The sequence below is a fragment of the Kitasatospora sp. NPDC059747 genome (assembly GCF_042732955.1).
In the GTDB taxonomy this organism is placed as follows: domain Bacteria; phylum Actinomycetota; class Actinomycetes; order Streptomycetales; family Streptomycetaceae; genus Kitasatospora.
The window spans coordinates 1-17,884 of record NZ_JBHWGV010000158.1; the positions used below are offsets into that span (position 1 = coordinate 1).

The 17,884-nt window shown below is 72.7% G+C and carries 14 protein-coding genes, 1 pseudogene and 1 riboswitch; of the genes and pseudogenes, 11 read left to right on the forward strand and 4 right to left on the reverse strand.

Annotated elements, in window-relative coordinates; translation table 11 throughout:
- The first annotated feature begins 351 nt into the window (after window positions 1-351).
- The gene (locus tag ACFV4G_RS39245) at window positions 352-2,046 is read left to right on the forward strand and encodes an APC family permease (RefSeq protein WP_380447647.1); all 1,695 of its coding nucleotides are present in this window, start codon (window positions 352-354) and stop codon (window positions 2,044-2,046) included.
- Window positions 2,047-2,239: 193 nt separating this feature from the next.
- Here the strand turns inward: ACFV4G_RS39245 and ACFV4G_RS39250 are convergent, their stop codons facing one another.
- Entirely contained in the window at window positions 2,240-3,241 is a 1,002-nt protein-coding gene (locus ACFV4G_RS39250) for a class I SAM-dependent methyltransferase (protein WP_380447649.1), read from the reverse strand.
- 388 nt (window positions 3,242-3,629) lie between these two features.
- Here ACFV4G_RS39250 and ACFV4G_RS39255 point away from each other — a divergent pair, with 388 nt between their 5' ends.
- Both ACFV4G_RS39255 and ACFV4G_RS39260 read left to right on the forward strand, forming a co-directional pair.
- Complete coding sequence (locus ACFV4G_RS39255) at window positions 3,630-4,145, forward strand: DUF6624 domain-containing protein (protein WP_380447651.1); 516 nt, start codon at window positions 3,630-3,632, stop codon at window positions 4,143-4,145.
- A 142-nt stretch (window positions 4,146-4,287) separates the two neighbouring features.
- Window positions 4,288-5,775 carry an aldehyde dehydrogenase family protein gene (locus ACFV4G_RS39260; RefSeq protein WP_380447653.1) on the forward strand — a complete coding sequence of 496 codons (1,488 nt, stop codon included), beginning with the start codon at window positions 4,288-4,290 and terminating at the stop codon, window positions 5,773-5,775.
- Window positions 5,776-5,844: 69 nt separating this feature from the next.
- On the opposite strand, the gene ACFV4G_RS39265 is transcribed toward ACFV4G_RS39260, so the two are convergent.
- Window positions 5,845-7,356: a glycine hydroxymethyltransferase gene (locus tag ACFV4G_RS39265; protein WP_380447654.1), complete on the reverse strand. Its 1,512-nt coding sequence runs from the start codon at window positions 7,354-7,356 to the stop codon at window positions 5,845-5,847.
- A 20-nt stretch (window positions 7,357-7,376) separates the two neighbouring features.
- Window positions 7,377-7,473, reverse strand: a riboswitch (ZMP/ZTP riboswitch).
- 294 nt (window positions 7,474-7,767) lie between these two features.
- Between ACFV4G_RS39265 and ACFV4G_RS39270 the strand changes: the two genes are divergently transcribed.
- The 4 genes from ACFV4G_RS39270 to ACFV4G_RS39285 all read left to right on the forward strand — a co-directional run bounded on the left by ACFV4G_RS39270 (window position 7,768) and on the right by ACFV4G_RS39285 (window position 13,602).
- Window positions 7,768-8,742, forward strand: a complete 975-nt coding sequence (locus ACFV4G_RS39270; protein WP_380447656.1) for an ABC transporter permease — start codon at window positions 7,768-7,770, stop codon at window positions 8,740-8,742.
- An 87-nt stretch (window positions 8,743-8,829) separates the two neighbouring features.
- Entirely contained in the window at window positions 8,830-10,590 is a 1,761-nt protein-coding gene (locus ACFV4G_RS39275; protein ID WP_380447658.1) for an ABC transporter substrate-binding protein, read from the forward strand.
- A 132-nt stretch (window positions 10,591-10,722) separates the two neighbouring features.
- Window positions 10,723-11,715 (forward strand): ABC transporter permease, encoded by a 993-nt coding sequence (locus tag ACFV4G_RS39280; protein ID WP_380447660.1) that lies wholly within the window; start codon window positions 10,723-10,725, stop codon window positions 11,713-11,715.
- A 90-nt stretch (window positions 11,716-11,805) separates the two neighbouring features.
- Complete coding sequence (locus ACFV4G_RS39285; protein WP_380447662.1) at window positions 11,806-13,602, forward strand: dipeptide ABC transporter ATP-binding protein; 1,797 nt, start codon at window positions 11,806-11,808, stop codon at window positions 13,600-13,602.
- Between the two features lie 101 nt (window positions 13,603-13,703).
- On the opposite strand, the pseudogene ACFV4G_RS39290 reads toward ACFV4G_RS39285, so the two are convergent.
- Window positions 13,704-14,150, reverse strand: a pseudogene (locus ACFV4G_RS39290) (GNAT family N-acetyltransferase); the annotation flags it as partial.
- 41 nt (window positions 14,151-14,191) lie between these two features.
- Between ACFV4G_RS39290 and ACFV4G_RS39295 the strand changes: the two are divergent.
- The 3 genes from ACFV4G_RS39295 to ACFV4G_RS39305 all read left to right on the forward strand — a co-directional run bounded on the left by ACFV4G_RS39295 (window position 14,192) and on the right by ACFV4G_RS39305 (window position 15,986).
- Window positions 14,192-14,629: a cytidine deaminase family protein gene (locus tag ACFV4G_RS39295; protein WP_380447664.1), complete on the forward strand. Its 438-nt coding sequence runs from the start codon at window positions 14,192-14,194 to the stop codon at window positions 14,627-14,629.
- Between the two features lie 166 nt (window positions 14,630-14,795).
- Window positions 14,796-15,128, forward strand: a complete 333-nt coding sequence (locus tag ACFV4G_RS39300; RefSeq protein WP_380447666.1) for a hypothetical protein — start codon at window positions 14,796-14,798, stop codon at window positions 15,126-15,128.
- A gap of 294 nt (window positions 15,129-15,422) precedes the next feature.
- On the forward strand, window positions 15,423-15,986 hold the full coding sequence (locus ACFV4G_RS39305) for an EF-hand domain-containing protein (protein ID WP_380447668.1): 564 nt from the start codon (window positions 15,423-15,425) through the stop codon (window positions 15,984-15,986).
- Between the two features lie 156 nt (window positions 15,987-16,142).
- On the opposite strand, the gene ACFV4G_RS39310 is transcribed toward ACFV4G_RS39305, so the two are convergent.
- On the reverse strand, window positions 16,143-17,225 hold the full coding sequence (locus tag ACFV4G_RS39310) for an EamA family transporter (protein ID WP_380447670.1): 1,083 nt from the start codon (window positions 17,223-17,225) through the stop codon (window positions 16,143-16,145).
- A gap of 131 nt (window positions 17,226-17,356) precedes the next feature.
- Between ACFV4G_RS39310 and ACFV4G_RS39315 the strand changes: the two genes are divergently transcribed.
- Entirely contained in the window at window positions 17,357-17,791 is a 435-nt protein-coding gene (locus tag ACFV4G_RS39315; RefSeq protein ID WP_380447672.1) for a gamma-glutamylcyclotransferase family protein, read from the forward strand.
- The last annotated feature ends 93 nt before the right edge of the window (window positions 17,792-17,884 follow it).

The window sequence follows — 17,884 nt, forward strand, 5'->3', positions numbered from 1 at the left end:
TTGAGGTGCTAGTGCCCTTTATCGGGCGTGGGGGTTCAAGTCCCCCCTCGGACACCATCGAATTCCCCGTGGATCCGCAATGATTCCACGGGGAATTTTTTGTTTTTCTCCGCCGCTGTGGCCGGGCCCGGGCCCGGCAGGCCCACTGGGCCCGGCCACAGCGGCGTTCCGAGGGCGTCGGAGCCCCGGAGACCGGACACGAGATGGCAACGATCGGACGGTTTGAGCTTCCCCTGAGGTAAACGCCCTTTTTCGCCCCATAGGCTGCTGGGCGTTTGTGTCCGGAATACCGACTCATGACCGTAAAAACCACGACACCACCCGTCGACCCCGAGCGAGAGGACCGATACGTTGAGTGAGCCCGAGCCGTCAGCGGCATCGCACCAGAACCACTACCGACGCTCGCTCGGCACCATCAGCCTCACCGCCGTCGGGCTGGGCTCGATCATCGGGTCCGGGTGGCTGTTCGGCGCCGAGCGGGCCGCCAAGCTCGCCGGCCCCGCCTCGATCCTCGCCTGGGTGATCGGCGCCGCCGTGGCCCTGACCATCGCCCTCACCTACAGCGAGCTCGGGTCGATGTTCCCCAAGGCCGGCGGCATGGTCCGCTACGGCCAGTACTCGCACGGCTCGCTGGCCGGCTACCTCGCCGCCTGGGCCAACTGGATCGCCATCGTCTCGGTCATCCCCGGCGAGGCCACGGCGTCCGTCCAGTACATGAGCTCCTGGCACTTCGGCTGGGCCAAGGGGCTGTACAACGGGCAGGAACTGACCATCAGCGGCGTCGCCCTCGCGAGCGTGCTGCTGCTCGTCTACTTCGCCCTCAACTGGTTCGCGATCACGCTGTTCGCCAAGACCAACACCGCGATCACCGTCTTCAAGGTCATCGTCCCGACCCTGACCGCCGGCGCGCTGCTCCTCGCGCACTTCGACACCGCGCACTTCACCGACCACGGCGGCTTCGCGCCGAACGGCTGGAGCGCGGTGTTCACCGCCGTCGCCGTCTCCGGCATCGTCTGGGCCTTCAACGGCTTCCAGTCGCCGCTCAACCTGGCCGGCGAGGCCCGCGACCCCGGCAAGTCGCTGCCCAAGGCCGTCATCGGGTCCATCCTGATCGCCCTGGTGATCTACGTCGCGCTGCAGATCGCCTTCCTCGGCGCCATCCCGGCCGCCGACCTGTCGCAGGGCTGGAGCGGCCTCGGCTACACCTCGCCGCTCGCCGACCTCGCCATCGCCTGGGGCATCAACTGGCTCGCGATCCTGCTGTACGCGGACGCGTTCATCTCGCCCTCCGGCACCGGCATGATCTACGCCGCCACCACCTCGCGCATGATCCACGGCGTCCAGGAGAACGGCCACCTGCCGAAGCTCTTCGGCAAGGTCGACCCCAAGACCGGCATCCCGCGCCCCGCGCTGCTGCTCAACCTCGGCGTCGCGTTCCTGTTCCTGGCCGTCTTCCGCGGCTGGGGTTCGCTCGCCGAGATCGTCTCGGTCGCGACCGTCATCTCGTACATCACCGGCCCGGTCGCCGTCATGGCGCTGCGCCGCCTCGCCCCGGACCTGCCGCGCCCGGTGCGGCTGCGCGCGATGCCGGTCATCGCGCCGGTCGCGATGGTCTTCGGCTCGCTGGTCCTGTACTGGGCCCGCTGGCCGCTGACCGGCAAGGTCATCCTGCTGATGGCCGCCGGCCTGCCGATCTGGGCCTGGTACGAGCTGCGCAAGCCGTGGGCCGTGCTGCGTCCGCACCTGATCGCGGGCGCCTGGATGGTCGCGTACCTGTTCGTGATGGCCGGCGTCTCGTGGGCGGGCAGCTCCGACTTCGGCGGGCACGGCTACCTGCCCGAGGGCTGGGACCTGCTGATCGTCGCCGCGATCGGTCTCGCGTTCTACCGCTGGGGCGTCGCGAGCGCCTGGGCGAACCCGTCCCTGGCGGAGGTCCGCCGCGAGCTGAGCGAGGCCGAGGGCGCGTCCGGCGCGCAGGACGCCGCGTCGGGCCCGGGGCCGGAGTCGGCGTCGGAGTCGGCGTCGCCGGAGCCGTCGCGGGCGTGACGGCCTGAGGCTGGGAGCCGAACACGGGAGTGCCGGTCGAGCTTGGCTCGGCCGGCACTCGCGCGTTCCGGGGGCGGGCGAGCGGGGGGAGGGCGGACGGCGGACGGATTTCAGCGAACAGATTTCAAAATCTGTTCGCTGAAATCTGTTATCTGTTACTTGTCAGCTGACAGCTGTCGGCCGCCGCCCGTCCTCAGCCCCGGCGGGCGCGGCGGATCGCCGAGGTGACCACCGGGGGGAGCAGGTCGCGGGCGGCGCGCTTGGCGACGTTGACCGGGCGGCGCTGCTCGGCGGCCCGGGCACGGCGGGCGGCGAGGTCGCGGGCGGCCTCCTCCTGCGACTCCAGGAGCGCCCGACGGGAGTCGTCGGCGGCCTGGTCGGCCTGGTGGCGGGCGTTCAGCGCGACGAGCCGCTTGTGGTGGCGGGACGGCCGGAACGGCTCGATGCCCTCCGAGGTACCGGTCATGCGCAGCATCTGCCGGCCGTTGAGGGTCTCGGCGCTCAGCTCACAGCCCTCGGCGAGGTCCACCCGGTCGAGCAGGTCCCGCTGGAAGGGCTCCGGGTCCCCCCAGGTGCCGTAGAACTTGCACTCGGTGAGCAGGACCGGCTTGAGCCCGTGGTTGAACACGGCCTCCCAGGTGGCGGCGGCGACACCCGGGGTGTGCTGGGAGCGGTAGTCGTCGAGCACCACGACGCCCTGGTCCTGCAGCGCGACGCGGGCCACCTGGAGGTCGCCGACCACGTGCTCGTACAGGTGCGAGGCGTCGATGTGGATGAACCGGAACGCGCCCGCCGCTATCCGTCCGCCCGCCAGCGTCGAGGTCGGCGCCTGGATGATCTCCGGCAGCTCGCCGTGGAACGACAGGTAGTTCGACTCGAAGGCCGTTCGGCTCAGCGTATTGCGGTAGGACATGTCCATTTCAGCGGCATTCTCGTCGTCCGGCGCGTCCGAGTCGAAGAGGTCACAGACGGTGAATGACTCGCCGGGCTGGAGGTGCTCCCCGATGACGATGGCGCTGCGCCCCAGGTATGCGCCCATTTCCAGCAGGTCGCCCGTGACGCCGGCCTTCTCCTGGCGCCCCAGGAACCACTCGAAGGAATGCCGGTCGTGGTCCCAGAACCACCCCGGCACGTCGTCCAGCGAGGCCGGCTCGGCGGGCCGGGGCTGCTCGTCGGTGAACGCGGCGTCGGTCACGGGGAAGCTCCTTTTGCGGTACGGATGACCTGCGGATTCGAGCCAGACCTCAGAGCGGTGGCGCCCTCCCGCCCACCGCGGGGGCGCACGACGTGCCGACGGTGTGCACACGTCTTGCACCCGCCGCCAACCGTAGCCCCCCACCGCTGAGTTCGCTGCAATCTACAGCGCCGTCCGCGCGATTGAGGAGCCTTTCGGACGCAGAATTTGTGGACCGTCGCATCGGGCCGGGAGTGGGCACGGCCGCACCGATCACGTACATCCATTGTGCCCTCTCCGCTCCACAGAGTCACCATTCCTTGGAATGATCTTCGTTGCTTTTCGGCCGCCTACGGTGGGACACCGTCGGCCCCCACTGCGGTGGGCCGGGAATGGGGAACGGAGCGACATGACGAAGACCGAGCGAGATCTCACCGCGCTGGCCGGGGAATTGACGGCGATGATGACCGAGGACGCCGCCGCCGTGCGGCTCGCCAACAGCACCGACCTCGCCGAGCAGGCCGCCTGGCGGCGGCTCACCACCGGGCACGGGGACCGGCTGGCCGCGATCATGGCCGAGCACGGCTGGCCCACCGAGGCACTGGTCGGAGCCGACGCGGCGAAGGCCGCCTGGCTGGTCGCCCAGCACGCCGACCGCCAACTGGACGTCCAGCGCCGGGCCGTGGAGCTGATGGCCGTGGCCGTCGCGGACGGCGCCGCGAGCGCGCGCGACCTGGCGTTCCTTCAGGACCGGCTCGCCGTCAACGAGGGGCACGAGCAGCGGTACGGCACGCAGATCGGCGCGGTCACGGACGGCCGCCCGGTGCCGTGGCCCTGCGAGGACCCGGAGCGGCTGGACGAGCGGCGGGCCGACGTGGGGATCGAGCCGTTCGCCGAGTACACCTCGCGGTTCGCGCCGCGCTGACCGTCGGGTCCGCCGGAGCGGATTGGCTCTTGCGCACGGCCGCCCCGGCCGCCTTGACTGGGCCTTTGGACCAGCGCTGGGTTGAGCGCGGTCAAACGCGGTGGAGCGCGGTCGGAAGGCCAGGCGGACGAGAGGACCATCGGTGCAGCACGACGCGGAGCAGGACGCGCGGAACGACGGGTCGGGCGGGGACGAGCAGGGCGGCCGGTGGTTCGGGGACCACGCGGACCAGTACGTCGACGGCGCCTGGCGCCCCTCCGGGGACACCGGGTCGATCGAGGTGCTGAACCCCGCGACCGAACGGGTGATCGCCACCGTGCCGGCCGGCGGCGCGGCCGACGTGGACGCCGCGGTGGGCGCGGCCCGCCGGGCGGCGCGGGCCTGGGGCGCCACCACCCGTGAGGAGCGGCTCGCACTGCTCACCCGGCTCCGGGACGGCATCGCCGGGGCGCAGGACGAGATCACCGCGACGGTGGTCGCCGAACTGGGCGCCCCGGTGGGCTTCGCGGCCGCCGTCCACGCCGGACTGCCGCTGACCGTCGCGTCCTCCTACCTGGCGCTGCTCGCCGAGCACCCCTTCGAGGAGCGGATCGGCAACTCGCTGGTGCTGGCCGAGCCGGCCGGCGTGGTCGCGGCGATCACACCGTGGAACTACCCGCTGCACCAGATCGTGGCCAAGGTCGTCCCGGCGCTGGCGGCCGGCTGCCCGGTGGTCCTCAAGCCGGCCGAGGACACGCCGCTGGTGGCACGGCTGTTCGCCCGGCTGGTCCACGAAGCGGGCTTCCCCGCGGGCGTGTTCAACCTGGTGACCGGCACCGGTGCGGTGGCCGGTGCGGCGCTCGCCGCCCACCGGGACGTGGACGTCGTGTCGTTCACCGGGTCGACCGCCGTCGGCCGCGCGGTCGCCGAGACGGCCGGGCGCGGCCTGAAGCGGGTCGCCCTGGAACTGGGCGGCAAGTCCGCCAACGTGGTGCTGCCCGGCGCCGACCTGACCCGCGCGGTCAACGTCAACGTGGCCAATGTGTTCGCCAACTCGGGCCAGACGTGCAGCGCGTGGACGAGGCTGCTGGTGCACCGGGACCACTACGAGGAGGCCGTCTCCATAGCGGCGAAGGCCGCCGAGAAGTACGTCCCCGGCGATCCGGCCGATGCGCGGACCCGGATCGGTCCGGTGGTCAACGCCAAGCAGCAGGCGCGGGTGCGCAGTTACCTGGAGGGAGCGATCACCGAGGGCGCCCGGGTGGTCGCCGGGGGTCCCGAGCCGATCGCCGACCTTCCCGTCGGCTTCTACGTCCGCCCGACCGTACTCGCCGACGTCACACCGGACATGACGGTAGCTCAGGAGGAGGTCTTCGGCCCGGTGGTGGTGGTCCTCCCCTACCGCGACGAGGACCACGCCGCCGAGCTCGCCAACGGCACCGAGTACGGCCTGGCCGGCGGCGTCTGGGCGGCCGACACCGACACCGCCGCCGCCTTCGCCCGCCGCCTCGACACCGGCCAGGTCGACCTCAACGGCGGCCGCTTCAACCCCCTGGCCCCGTTCGGCGGTTACAAGAGCTCGGGCCTCGGCCGCGAGCTCGGCCGCCACGGCCTGGAGGAGTTCCTGCAGTACAAGTCGCTGCAGTACTGACCTCGGCGCGAGCCGTCGGACTTGGGGGTGGGACGCGTCAACGCGTCCCGCCCCCAAGGACTTCGGCGGTCAGACCAGGTCGACGCCCGGGTAGAGCGGGAAGGGCGCGAGCAGGTCGGCGGCGCGCTTGGCGATGCCGTCGCGGACGGCGGCGTCCAGGACGTACTGGGCCTTCGACGGGGCGCCGTTCGCGGTCGTGGTGGGGGTCGTGGCGCGCAGCACGGTGTCGATGAGGCCCGCGATCTCGTCCATCTCGGCGGCGCCGAGGCCGCGGGTGGTGAGCGCGGGGGTGCCGAGGCGGACGCCGGAGGTGTACCAGGCGCCGTTCGGGTCCTGCGGGACGGAGTTGCGGTTGGTGACGACGCCCGCGTCCAGGAGCGCCGCCTCGGCCTGGCGGCCGGTCAGGCCGAGGCCGGAGACGTCGGCGAGGACCAGGTGGTTGTCCGTGCCGCCGGTGACGAGCGTGCCGCCGCGGCGCAGCAGGCCCTCGGCGAGTGCCTGCGCGTTGTCGACGACGGCCTGGGCGTAGGCCCGGAACTCGGGGCGGCGGGCCTCGGCGAACGCGACCGCCTTGGCGGCCATGACGTGCGAGAGCGGGCCGCCGAGGACCAGCGGGCAGCCGCGGTCGACGTGTTCGGCGAGCTCGGCGGTGGACAGCACCATGCCGCCGCGCGGGCCGCGCAGCGACTTGTGGGTGGTCGTGGTGACGATGTGGGCGTGCGGCACCGGGTCGAAGTCGCCGGTGAACACCTTGCCCGCGACGAGGCCCGCGAAGTGCGCCATGTCGACCATGAGCGTCGCGCCGACCTCGTCCGCGATCTCGCGCATCCGGCGGAAGTCCACGCGCCGCGGGTAGGCGGAGTACCCGGCCACCAGGATGAGCGGGCGGAACTCGCGGGCCGTCTCGCGCAGCGCGTCGTAGTCGATCAGGCCGGTCGCCGGGTCGGTGCCGTAGCTGCGCTGCTCGAACATCTTGCCCGAGATGTTGGGCCGGAAGCCGTGGGTGAGGTGGCCGCCGGTGTCCAGGGACATGCCGAGCATCCGCTGGTTGCCGAGCTCGTGGCGCAGCCGCGCCCAGTCCTGCTCGGTGAGGTCGTTGACGTTGCGCACCTCGGCGCGCTCCAGGGCCGGGCTCTCGACGCGCTGGGAGAGGACGGCCCAGAAGGCGGTCAGGTTGGCGTCGATGCCGGAGTGCGGCTGGACGTAGGCGTGGTCGGCGCCGAACAGGGCGCGGGCGTGCTCGGCGGCGACGGTCTCGACGGTGTCGACGTTGCGGCAGCCGGCGTAGAAGCGGCGCCCGGCGGTGCCCTCGGCGTACTTGTCGCTGAGCCAGTTGCCCATGGCGAGCAGGACGGCCGGGGAGGCGTAGTTCTCGCTGGCGATCAGCTTGAGGGAGGCGCGCTGGTCCTCGATCTCCCGGCCGATGGCGGCGGCGATGCGCGGTTCGACGCCCGCGACGACGTCGAGGGCGCTGCGGAAGGCGGTGTTCGCGGCGGCGTCGGCGGCGGTGTGGGGCTGCGGAAGGGGCTCGGGCTGGTGCCGGGACTCGGGCTGAAGCTCGGGCTGGGGCTGGGCGGCCATGGCGGTCTCCTGGTGGGGATGCGGACGGCCCAGGCGCTCGGCAACTGCACGTGACAGGGCACGGGGCCGCTTCCCGATGGTTGATTCCATCCCTACGCGCCAGTCGCGGCCCACCCGGATCGTACCAATACCCGCAGGGGTGTGGCGCAGATCTCAGAATGCGGGACGGGGAGGATGCTTTGGGGGCTTTTGCCCGTTCTCCTGCGACGAGCGTGTTGCGGCGCCGTGAAGCCGTCGCACCGGCCGAAACAATGCGCAACACATCGGCTCGAAGTGATTTGCCCGAGGTCCATCGCATCCGATCTGATGGCATTGCGCCGGCCGCCGGGAAACCCCCGGAGGCGGCTCGGAAATGCACGTCATCGCACCCTCACCCCAAAGGGCGGCGGAGAATTCTGGAGTACGCCTCGCATGGCCATCGTCGAAACAGTCCCGGCACCTGATTCCGCCGTCCGGCCGGCCCCGGACGGTGCGGTCCGCCGGATCCTGCGCGACCGGGTCGGCGCCACCGCCCTCGCCGTCGTCCTGCTGTTCCTGCTCCTCGCCCTCGCCGCCCCGCTGATCGCCGCCCTGTACGGGAAGAACCCGACCGAGCACTACGGCCAGAACGCTCCGGGCCTGCTCAGCGACGGCGGACTGCCCGTGCTGGCGAACGGCGGCATCTCCGGCGACTTCTGGTTCGGCCTGGAGCCGGGCCTCGGCCGGGACGTGTTCACCCAGCTGCTGTACGGCATCCGCACCTCGCTGCTGATCGCCTTCGCGTCCGCCGCCGTGACGACCGCGCTCGGCGTGCTGGCCGGTGTCGCGGTCGGCTACCTCGGCGGAATCGCGGACCGCCTGTTCGGTTTCCTCGCGAACGTGCTGCTCGCCTTTCCGACCCTGCTCCTGCTGCTCGCGCTCAGCCCGGTCATCCAGTCGAGACTGGTCGATCCGGGCGCCGCGGAACCGGAATGGATGCAGTTCCTGGTGCTGATCCTGGTATTCGCCGCGTTCGGCTGGATTCCGCTCGCGCTTTCCCTCCGGGCCACCGTGCGCTCGCTACGGGAACGGGATTTCGTGCAATCCGCCCGCGCCCAGGGGGCGAGCGGTTTCCACGTCGTCGTCCGGGAATTGCTGCCGAACGTCCGCTCGCAACTGCTGGTGCACGTGACGATGGCGGTGCCGGCGATCGTCGCCTCGGAGGCGGTGCTGTCGTTCCTCGGGGTCGGGATCACCGAGCCCGTCCCGGACTGGGGCCGGATGATCGCCCGCGGCGCCGAGGTGTTCCGGGCCGACCCGACGTACATGGTCTTCCCCGGCGTGGCACTGCTGCTCTTCGTCCTCGCCTTCAACCTGCTCGGCGACGCCGTCCGGGACTCCCTGGACCCGCGGTCGGGCCGGCGCTGATCCGGCGATTCGCCGCCCGGACCTCGCCCCGTTTTCCCCGTTCGTTCGTCTGATGACCCCGCATGTCGGGGCAAGGAGAGATTCGCCATGCGCTGGACCCGCAGGACCGGTCCGTCCCTCGCCGTCGTCGCCACCGCCCTCCTCGCGACCTCCTGCTCGGCCGGCGCGGGCGCGGGTTCCACCGCGAACCCGGCCGCCGCCAAGGAGACCTCCCCGCTGACCGCCGCGCTCGGCGGCGAGCAGGAGAGCGCCGGCCCCGCCCCGGCCGTGCCCGGCGCCCGCAAGGGCGGGACGGTCAACGTGTACAACAGCGTCGAGTTCCGCCACCTCGACCCGCAGAAGGTGTACGCGGGCGCCGCGTACAACGCCTCGCTGCTCTGGGGGCGTCAACTGACGCAGTATCAGGTCGTCGACGGAAAGGCCAAGCTGGTCGGCGACCTCGCCACCGACACCGGCACCTCCGCCGACGGCGGCCGCACCTGGACCTACCGCCTCAAGGACGGCGTCGCCTGGGAGGACGGCAAGCCGATCACCGCCCAGGACGTCAAGTACGGCATCGAGCGCACCTTCGGCAAGGGCTACGAGGTCGGCCCGCCGTACTGGCCCCAGTGGCTCACCGGCGAGGCGAGCTACGAGGACGCGCGCAAGAAGTACGCCGGCCCCCAGGACGGCGACCTCGCCGCCATCGAGACGCCCGACGAGCGCACCGTCGTCTTCCACTTCCCGCAGCCGCAGGCCGACGTGCCGTACATGGCCGCGCAGTCCTCGTCCGCGCCGGTGCGCCGCGACAAGGACACCGGCACCGACTACGACCGGCTGCCGTTCGCCACCGGCCCCTACCGGATCGCCGAACACGTCCAGAACACCCGCATGGTGCTGGAGCGCAACCCGTACTGGAAGGCCGAGACCGACCCCGTCCGCAGCCAGTACCCGGACCGGTTCGTCTTCACCTACGGCAAGGAGGCGCTCAACATCAACCAGGAGATCCTCTCCGGCCGCGACGGCGGCGCCGACGCCACCACCGCCTCCGACGAGCTCTCCCCCGAGCTGTACCGGACCGCCGACACCGACCCCGAGGCCAAGGACCTCGTCGTCTCCGGCCGTCAGGGCGCCTTCGTCACCCAGCTCGTGATCAACAACGAGCGCGTGCCGGACGTCGAGGTCCGCAAGGCCCTGCACCTCGCCTACCCGCGCCAGCAGGCCCGCCAGGTCCAGGGCGGCTCCCGCATCGGCGAACTCGCCACCACGCTCAGCTCGCCCGCCCTGATCGACTGGCAGAAGTACGACCTCTACCCGGCCCGGCCCGAGGGCGACCCGGACGCCGCCAAGGCCCAACTCGCCAAGGCCAAGCAGCCGCCCGCGAGCCTCACCTACGGCTACAAGAACACGCCGGACGGCCAGCGCGTCGCGCAGGTGCTCGTCGACGGCTTCGCCAGGGCCGGGATCACCGTCGTGCCCAAGCCGATCGACCCCAAGGCCTTCCTCGACGAGGTGCACCGCGCCGACTCCCCGTACGACCTGTACGAGGAGACCTCGTCCGTCGACTGGCCGACCCCGTCCACGCTCGTCCCCTTCGCCTTCGACGGCCGCGCCGGCAACGACCTCAACAGCGCGCGCTACCGCAACCCGGCGGTCGACAAGGAGATCGACCGGATCAACGGGATCGGCGAGCCGCGCGCCAAGGCGAAGGAGCTGTACGCGCTGGAGCAGACCGTCATGAAGGACGTGCCGGTGCTGCCGTTCGCCTACCCGACCGCCAACCAGCTGCGCGGCGGCAACGTCGGCGGGGCGTTCATCCACCCGATCTACGGGACGGTCGGGCTCGCCTGGCTGTACCTGAAGTCCTGATCCGGCCAGGCCTGGTCCGGTCCGGTTCGGCCTTGTTCAGTCCGGTCCGGTTTGGTTCGGTTCGGTTTGATTCGGACAGATCGGGCCGGGCCGGCAGTTCGAGGCTCACTTCGAGGTTTCAAGGTTCCGACGATGTTCTCCTTCGCCCTGCGGCGGGCCCTCCAGGCCCTCGCCGTGCTCGCCGCGGTCTCCGCCGCCGCCTTCTCCCTGTTCTACGCCGCACCCGCCGACCCGGCCCGCGCCGCCTGCGGACCGCGCTGCGACGGCGCCCAGGTGGCGGCGGTCCGCGCGAGCATGGGCCTGGACCGGCCGCTGCTCACCCAGTACACCGACTACCTGACCGGGATCGTCGCCGGGCGGGACGTCGGCGACGTCGACGGCTCGGTCATCCGCTGCTCCGCGCCCTGCCTCGGCTACTCCTACCGGCTGCACCAGCCCGTCACCGAGGCCCTCGCCGACCACCTGCCCGTCACCCTCTCGCTCACCGCCGGCGCGCTCGCCGTGCTCGTGGTGCTCGGGCTCGGCACCGGGTTCGTCTCCGCGCTGCGGCACGGGACGCGCACGGACCGGCTGCTCTCCGGGTTCACGCTCGTCGGCGCCAGCGTGCAGATCTACTTCCTCGGGTACGTCGCGCAGTGGGCGCTCGTCTACTCGACCGGCCTGCTTCCGCTGCCGTCGTACACCCCTCCGGCCACCGACCCCGCCGCCTGGGCGGGCGGGATGCTGCTGCCCTGGCTCGTCCTCGGCTTCGTCAACTCGGCCGTCTTCGCCCGGCTCTCGCGCTCGCAGCTGCTGGAGACGATGGGTGAGGAGTACGTCCGCACCGCGCGCGCCAAGGGCCTCGGCCGGCTGCGCGCCCACCTCAAGTACACGTCGCGCGGCGCGGCCGGACCGCTCGTGCAGCTGCTCGGGCTGGAGACCGGGGCGCTGCTGGGCGGGGCGGTCATCACCGAGACGGTGTTCGGGCTCAACGGCGTCGGGCGGTTCGCGGCGGAGGCGGTGGAGGGGCAGGACCTGCCCGCCGTCGTCGGGGCGGTCCTGCTCGCCGCGTGCTTCGTCGTCCTGTTCGTCGCGCTGGCCGACGTGGTGGTGGCCTGGCTCGATCCGCGCGTCCGGCTGGCTTGAGGCCCGCCCGCTGCCCACCGTCTGCCGCCTGCCGTCCGCCGCCCGCCGTCCGCCGCCCGCCGCCCGCCGTCCGAAGGGAGTTGTTGTTCAATGTCGTCCGGAGTCAATGTGTCGTCCACGGAACCCGTGCTGAGCGTCCGCGACCTGTCCGTCACCTTCGCCGATCCGCGCGGCGGCCCGCCGGTCGCCGCAGTCCGGGGGCTCTCGTTCGACCTCGCCCGGGGTGAAGTCCTCGGCCTGGTCGGCGAGTCGGGCTCCGGCAAGTCCGCGACCGGGCTCGCCGTGCTCGGCCTGCACGATCCGCGGACCACCACCGTCACCGGCTCGATCCGGCTGGACGGCCGGGAGTTGGTGGGCGCCGACGAGTCGGTCCTGCGCGGGGTGCGCGGCGGCCGGATCGCGCTGGTCTTCCAGGACGCGCTCACCTCACTGAGCCCGTTCCACGGCGTCGACGCCCAACTCGCCGAGATGTACCGGCTGCACCACCCCGGCACCGGTCGCGCCGAGGCCCGGCGACGGGCGGTCGCGATGCTCGACCGGGTCGGCATCCCGGCCGGCCGGGCCCGCGACCACCCGCACCGGTTCTCGGGCGGCATGCGCCAGCGGGTGATGATCGCCATGGCGCTGATGAACGACCCCGAGGTGCTCATCGCCGACGAGCCGACCACCGCCCTCGACGCCCGCGTCCAACAGCAAGTGCTCGACCTCCTGGGCGACTTGCAGCGCGAGCACGGCACGGCCGTGCTCCTGGTCAGCCACGACCTCGGCGTCGTCGCCGGGACGACGGACCGCACCCTCGTCCTGCGCGGGGGCCTCCCGGTCGAGTCCGCGCCCACCGCCCGACTGCTGGCCGATCCACAAGAGCCCTACACCCGCGCACTGGTGGGAGCGGCACTCACGCTGGACTCCGTACCAGGCTCCCCACTTCCGACTGTTGACGATCCGTCACCTACCAGGACGTTCGGGGCGCGGGTGACGGACCGGCTGCGCGATCCGGCGCGCTGGCTCGTCGAAGTGGACGACCTCGCCGTCCACTTCCCCGGACGCCGCCGCTTCCCCGGTGGGCGCACCGAGACCGTCAAGGCCGTCGACGGCGTCGGGCTGCGCATCGCCCCCGGGGAGACCGTCGGCCTCGTCGGCGAGTCCGGCTCCGGCAAGTCCACCACCTCGCGCGTCCTCGCCGGGCTTCAGCGACCCACCGGCGGACGCGTCGCCTACGACGGCCGGGTGATCCACGACGACTCCGGCGTAGCCCGGCCCGACCACGCGCTGCGGCACCGGCTCAGCCGCGAGGTCCAGCTCGTCTTCCAGGACCCGTATGCCTCGCTCAACCCGCGCCGCACCGTCGCCCGGACCCTCGACACCCCGCTGCGCCTGCACACCGCGCTCACGGCCGCCGGGCGGCGCGAACGCTCCGCCGAACTGCTCGAACAGGTCGGCCTGTCCGGCGACCACCTCGACCGCTACCCGCACGAGTTCTCCGGCGGGCAGCGCCAGCGGATCGGCATCGCGCGGGCGCTCGCCCCGCAGCCGCGGCTGATCATCGCGGACGAACCGGTCTCCGCGCTCGACGTGTCCGTCCAGGCACAGGTGCTCAACCTGCTGATGGAGCTGCGCGAACGGCTCGGCGTCGCCTTCCTGTTCGTCTCGCACGACCTCGCCGTCGTCCGGCACTTCTGCGACCGGGTCGCCGTGATGCACCGGGGACGGCTGGTCGAGTCCGCCGACCGCGACCGGCTGTTCGCCGCGCCGCACACGGACTACACGCGCGAGCTGCTGGCCGCCGTGCCCGGGACGAACGCGCGTGCGGCGCCCGGGCCGGATGCGCGCACGACGTCCTTTGCGGGTACGCGTACGGCGTCCGGAGGAGCCGCTGTGGGCGGCTGAAGCTCCAGGTCGGCCGCGAGGAGGGCGTACAGCTCCATGTCGCGGCGCTCGCCGGCGATCGTCCGGTGGGCGCGGAGCAGGCCCTCGCGCCGGAAGCCGGCCCGCTCGGCCGCCCGCAGCGAGCCGGTGTTCCACGGCTCGATGTGCAGTTCCAGCCGGGCCAGCCCGGCCTCACGCAGCGCCCAGTCCGCGACCGTGCGCAGGGCGTGGCCGGCCACGCCCAGGCCGCGGGCCGAGGCCGCCGTCCAGTAGCCGATCGTGGCCCGGCCGTCGCCCTGCGGGAACAGCCCGACGAAGCCGACGGCCCGCTCGTCGACGCGGCGCGCGACGGCGAACGGGTAGGCACCGCCGGCCGCCGCCTTGGCCCACTGCCGCTCGACGAAGGCCCGCGCGGCGTCCGCGTCGTAGCGGGCCGGGACGGTCGTCACCAGCGGGATGTACGGGTCCGCGGCGGCCTCGCGGAGTACGTCGGCGTCGCTGAGCCGCCACGGGCGCAGGTCGAACGGGCCGGCGGAGAGCGTTGGCACGGACAGGGGGCTGCGGTCCATGCTCGAAGCCTGTCACGAACGACCCGGGAGACCCACCCAATATGTCCGCCGCCGAGCCCCCGTCCCTGTCTTCGTCCCCGTCCTCGTTGTCCGCCGCGCACCGGGAGCTCGTCGACGCCGCCGAGGACGTCGCCCGCCGCTTCGCCCGCGCGGACAACCACACCGTCGCCGCGGCCGCCCGCAACGCCGACGGGCGGATCGTCACGGCCCTGAACGCTTACCACTTCACCGGCGGGCCCTGCGCCGAGCTGGCCCTCATCGGCTCGGCGGCCGGCCAGGGCGCGTACGACCTCACCGCGATCGTCGCGGTCGGCGACGAGGGGCGGGGCGTCATCCCGCCCTGCGGCCGGTGCCGCCAGGTGCTGCTCGACTACTTCCCCGGCATCGAGGTGCTCGTCGGCCGCGGGCCGGCCCTGCGGGCCGTCCGGGTTCGCGACCTCCTCCCCGACGCGTACGTCTCGGCCGGCCACCAGGACTGAGCGGGCGCCTTTCGGCGTCCTCGCGCCCCCGCCGTTCGGGCCGGATGCGGCTGCGAGGCCTCCGTCCGGGGGCTGACGCCCGTGGTCCGTCCGCCCTGGGAGAGTTCACCGACCCCGTTGGGCGCGGACCCGTGCGGGAGCAGGCTCTGGGCGGACGGGGGCATCGATGGGCGGACGACCCGCAGTGCGGTGGCCGCAGGTGGGGGTGTGCCTGGCCGCGATGGCGCTCGCGGGCGGGGCGGCGGGGAGCTGGCAGCTGTTCCAGCGGGACCTGCCCTGCCAGGGTGACGGGCCGCCCTGGCTGGTCCCGGCGCTCGGGGCGGTCGGGCTGGGGCTCCTCGGGGCCGTCGCGGCGGCGCTTTCGTGGGTGGCCGGCTGGTGGCGGTACTCCCGGCGGGCCCGGGCCGCGCTGTGGTCGCTCGCGGTGGTCGCGGTGCTGTGCGGGATCGGGATGGTGCTGCTGGGGCGCACGTGGCCGTCGTCGTGGTCGTGCGAGTGAGCCGGGGGCGTGCGGACGGGCTGTCGTGGTGCGTGTGAGCAGTCGTCGTGCGAGTGCGCTGTCGTCGTGCGAATGAGCCGGAGAAGTGCGCGCGGGTCGGTGACGGCGCGCAGTCGGCGCTGTGAAGCGGTCGGGCCACCGTTCGACTGCGTGGCCGTGGCCGGAAGCGCTAGCGTGCTGGCGTCGTGCTCCGGCAAGATCTGCGGCACGCCCGGCAAACGTCATCAACCGGGTCCGTCAACCGGGGTCCATCAAGCGGACTCCACCGGCAGGGATCGCCAACCAAGGGGACACATGTCCGACGATCTGCTCATCGCGAAGATCAATCACGGGTTCCGGTACCTCGACGCCGACGGCGACGGGCTGATCACCGAGCGGGACCACGTCCTCATGGGCCACTCGGTCGCCCGTTCGCTCGGCCACCAGGAGGGTTCGGAGGCGGAGGCGGTCATCGTCCGCGCCTACCTGACGATCTGGCACGACCTCCACCTCGCCCATCTCCCGGCCGACACCGAGTCGATCACCAGGGAGCAGTTCGTCCGCTCGACGGGCGCCCTGGCCGACGACCCGGAGGCCGCCCGCACCAGCCTCGGGGCGCTCGCCGAGGCCTTCCTCGCCGTGGCCGACGCCGACCGCAGCGGCACGGTCGACGCGGGCGAGTTCTTCGTCTTCCAGCGCGGCCACTTCGTCGGCCTCTCGCGCGACGACGCCGACGAGGCCTTCCGACGGCTCGACCGCGACGGCGACGGCACGCTCTCCGCCGAGGAGTTCACCACCGCCATCATCGAGTTCTGGACCAGCCGCGACCCCGAGGCCCCCGGCAACTGGTGGACGGGCACCCCGCCGCACGCGCTCTGACCCCGACTCCCCCGCCGGGACGTCGCGTTCGGCCCGTCAGGCCTCCGGAACGGTCCGCTCGACGAGGGTGTCGACCAGCGCCTCGTCAGGCCGTCGGAGCCCAACGCCTCGGGCAGCGCCGCGCCTTGTCGTCGACTCGGACCGGCGACGTCGTCCTCACTGACGAGCGGGCTTCCGACTGGCGCTCACCACCAGGCACACGCCCGCCACCACGATCGCCCCGCCCGCGAGGGTCGGGCCCGTCAGCGGCTCGGACAGGATCAGCCAGCCGAGGAGCACCGCGACGACCGGGTTCACGTAGGCGTACGTCGAGACCAGCGTCAGCGGCGCGTTCCGCAGCAGCCACGCGTACGCGGTGAAGGCGAGCAGCGAACCGAACAGCACCAGGTACGCGAGCGCGAACCAGGACCGGCCGGAGACCGCGGCGACGTCCAGCCCGTGCGCCTCGCCGTGCACGAGGCCGACCAGCAGGTCGCCGAGGCCGCCCGCCAGCATCTGGTAGGCGCTCGCGGCGAGCACGTTGCCCGGCATCGGCAGGCGCTTGCTGACGAACGAACCGCCCGCCCAGGTCAGCGTGGCGCAGATGATCACGATCACGCCGAGCGGCGCGATGTCCCCACCGAACGCGGGGGCGGACAGCACCCCGAGACCGACGAGGCCGAGCAGCACGCCGGCCAGCTCGGCGGGCCGGGGCCGCTCGCCGCCGGACGCCGTCAGCAGCACCATCCAGAGCGGGACGGCCGCGACCAGCAGGGCGGCCAGACCGGACGGGACCGAGCGCTCGCCCAGCACGACGAGGCCGTTGCCGCCGGTCAGCAGGAGCACGCCCACCAGCGCCGAGGAGGCCAGCCGGCGCGCACTCACCCGCAGGCCGGCCGGGCCGCTCCGGACCAGCAGGAACCCGGCGAGCAGCAGGCCCGCGGTCAGGAACCGGGCGGCGGCGGAGAGGAAGGACGGCATCGTCTCGACCGAGATCCGGATCGCCAGGTAGGTGGAGCCCCAGACGACGTAGACGACGCCGAGCGCCAGCCACACCGCACCACTGAGCCGGGCCGGGCGGGGAGGGGCAGCGGGATCCGGGGAGGCGGAGCCCGTGGAGGCGGAGCCCGTGGAGGCCGAGTCCGGGGCGGCCGAGTCCGGGGCGGCGACCGGCGCCGGTGAGGCCGGGCCTGGAGAGGCTTCGCCGTCGGTGTCCTCGGCGGAGGCTTCGGGCGATGGGGAGGAGGCGGGCGCTGTCACGGGTGTCCCCCTTGGACGGTGCTGGCAGAACATCCGATATGACACCGCATCGGCGGGCCCGCACGCCAGTGGGTATCACCAGTCGGGCACGAGGACGTACGGTGGGCGCCCCCGGACGAGAGGTCGAACCCGTGTCTGATCAGCGCCCGTCCGACGAGTCGCTTCCGTTCTTCGTCTACGGCACCCTGCGCAGCGACGGCCACAACCACGCCGTACACCTGGCGGGCCGCTGCGCCGACATCCGGCCGGCGGTCCTGGAGGGCGCCGCCCTCCACGACGGTCCCGGGTTCCCGTGGGCGGTGCCGGACCCGACGCCCGGGCGCCGGATCGTGGGTGAGCTCGTCACCGTCCGCCCTGGCGCGTACGCGGGCGCGCTCGCGGACCTGGACCGACTGGAGGAGTGCCGGGCCGACGGAGCGGGACTGTACGTACGGCAACGGCGGACGGTGCGGACGGCGTCGGGCGAGACGCGAGAGGCGTGGGTGTACTTGGCCGGGCCGACGGCGGCGGCGGAACTGCGGGCGCGGCCGGCGCTGATCGCCTCGGGGGACTGGGCGGAGCGGTGACGGGGCGAGGGGGGCGCGGGGGCGCGGGCGCCGCGAACGACTTTCGGCGAACAGATGACAGATAACAGATTTCGAAATCTGTTATCTGTCATC